Origin of the sequence: Streptomyces sp. NPDC059456 (assembly GCF_042750055.1) — a bacterium.
In the GTDB taxonomy this organism is placed as follows: domain Bacteria; phylum Actinomycetota; class Actinomycetes; order Streptomycetales; family Streptomycetaceae; genus Streptomyces.
On sequence record NZ_JBHYVA010000981.1, the window covers coordinates 1 to 2,229 of the forward strand.

Sequence of the window (2,229 nt, forward strand, 5' to 3'; positions counted from 1 at the left end):
GTGGGTGATTGGGGGCCCGGCACCCCCCCGGGCGGGTTCACTCCGACGCGGCCCCCGCGCGCGGCCGGGGGCGCCCGGGGGGGCCCCCGGGCCCCGCGTCACGCAAGCCCCGCTGCTCAGCGGCCTTCGGCCGCCTTGGCGGCAATGTCCGTACGGTGCTGGGAGCCGTCCAGCCGGATCCGCGCGACGGCCTTATACGCCTTCTCGCGGGCCTGTGCCAGATCGGAACCGGTCGCCGTCACCGACAGCACGCGGCCGCCCGCGCTGACGACCGCGTCGCCCTCGCGCCGGGTCCCGGCGTGCAGGACGTAGGCGTCGGGACCGTCCTCGGCCGCCACCTCGGCCAGGCCCTCGATCGGGTCGCCGGTGCGCGGGGTCTCCGGGTAGTTGTGGGAGGCGATCACCACGGTGACGGCCGCGTCCTCGCGCCAGCGCAGCGGCGGCTCGGCGTCCAGGGTGCCGTTGGCGGCGTTCAGCAGCACGCTCGCGAGCGGGGTGCGCAGCCGGGCCAGGACCACCTGGGTCTCGGGGTCGCCGAAGCGGGCGTTGAACTCGATGACGCGGACGCCGCGGGAGGTGATCGCGAGGCCTGCGTACAGGAGTCCGGAGAACGGGGTGCCGCGGTGGCGCAGTTCGTCGACGGTCGGCTGGAGGACGCTCTCCATGACCTCCTCGACCAGCTTCGGGTCGGCCCAGGGCAGGGGCGAGTACGCGCCCATGCCGCCGGTGTTGGGGCCCTCGTCGCCGTCGAGCGCGCGCTTGAAGTCCTGCGCGGGCTGCAGCGGGAGGACGGTGACGCCGTCGGTGATGGCGAAGAGGGAGACCTCGGGGCCGTCGAGGTACTCCTCGATGACGACCCGGTCGCAGGCCAGGGCGTGGGCGCGGGCGGCCGCCAGGTCGTCGGTGACCACGACGCCCTTGCCGGCGGCGAGGCCGTCGTCCTTGACGACGTACGGGGCGCCGAAGGCGTCGAGGGCCTCGTCCACCTCTTCCGGGGTGGTGCAGACGTAGCTGCGGGCGGTCGGGACGCCGGCGGCGGCCATCACGTCCTTGGCGAACGCCTTGGAGCCCTCCAGCTGCGCCGCTTGCGCGGACGGGCCGAAGACGGGGATGCCGGCGGCGCGGACGGCATCGGAGACGCCGGCGACCAGGGGGGCCTCCGGGCCGACGACGACCAGGTCGGCGCCGAGTTCGGTGGCGAGGCGGGCCACGGCCGCGCCGTCGAGGGCGTCGACCGGGCGCAGCTCCGCCACCTCGGCGATGCCGGCGTTGCCGGGAGCGCAGTACAGCGCGTTGACGTCGGGGTCGAGGGACAGAGAGCGGCACAGGGCGTGTTCGCGGGCGCCGCCGCCGATGACGAGGACCTTCACGCCCTGCAGCCTAGCCCGCTCGCGCGGCCGCTCTTCGTGCGGCCACCCAAGTACGGGCTCTTACTCGTTCGTGTATTCCTCCACAACGGTGGCTCCGAGCTCGCGCACGATGAGGTCGTGTCCGGTCAGGGCGCTCTCGACGAGGTCGGGATCGTCCTCCTCCGGTACGTCGTCCTCGGGGGCCACCGGCGGGGGCGCCTGCTGTACGGGGGGCTGCGGCGCGGAACCGCCGTGCTGGGGCGGCTGGGACTGCTGCGACGGCTGGTACGGCTGCTGCTGCGGGCCGGGAGCCGGCTGCGCCGGGGCGGCGGGCGGCGGGCTGTACGCGGGCGCGGCGGGGGCGGAGTACGAGGACGGGGCCGCCGGTGCGGGCTGGCCGCCTCCGCCGCCCACCACGGCGTCGATCTTCCAGTTGACCTGGAACTGCTCGGCCAGGACGGCCTTGAGCACCTCCTCGCTGCCGCTGCTCGCGAAGTTGTCGCGGGCTCCGGCGTTGGGGAAGCCGAGCTGGAGGGTCGTCCCGTCGAAACCGGTGACCTGGGCGTTCTGGCTGAGCAGGATCCAGGTGAAACGGCGGCGGTTCTTGACGGCCTCCAGGACTCCGGGCCACATCGCCTGGACCTGCCCGGCGCCGGCGGCCATGCCGGGCGACGGGGCGGCGGCCGGAGCGGCGGCGGCCGCAGCCGGGGCGGGAGCCGGCGCCGGGGCCGCGGGCCGGCCCGACCCGGGTGCGGCGGCGCTGGGCCAGGCACCGGCCGCGGGGGCGGCCGGGGCGGAGGCGGCCGGGGCGGCGGCTCCGGGCCAGGCGCCGGGGGCGGCGCCGCTGCCGGGCTGTGCGGCTCCGGGCCAGGCCCCGGGC

General features: G+C 76.5%; 1 protein-coding gene and 1 pseudogene. Both read right to left on the bottom strand.

What is annotated here, in order from left to right:
• Positions 1-116: 116 nt before the first annotated feature.
• Positions 117-1,370, bottom strand: coding sequence for a phosphoribosylamine--glycine ligase (gene purD, locus ACFXA3_RS41320; protein WP_385196462.1), 1,254 nt, complete (start codon positions 1,368-1,370; stop codon positions 117-119).
• A gap of 60 nt (positions 1,371-1,430) precedes the next feature.
• Positions 1,431-2,229 (bottom strand): annotated as a pseudogene (locus tag ACFXA3_RS41325) (DNA polymerase III subunit gamma and tau); the annotation flags it as partial.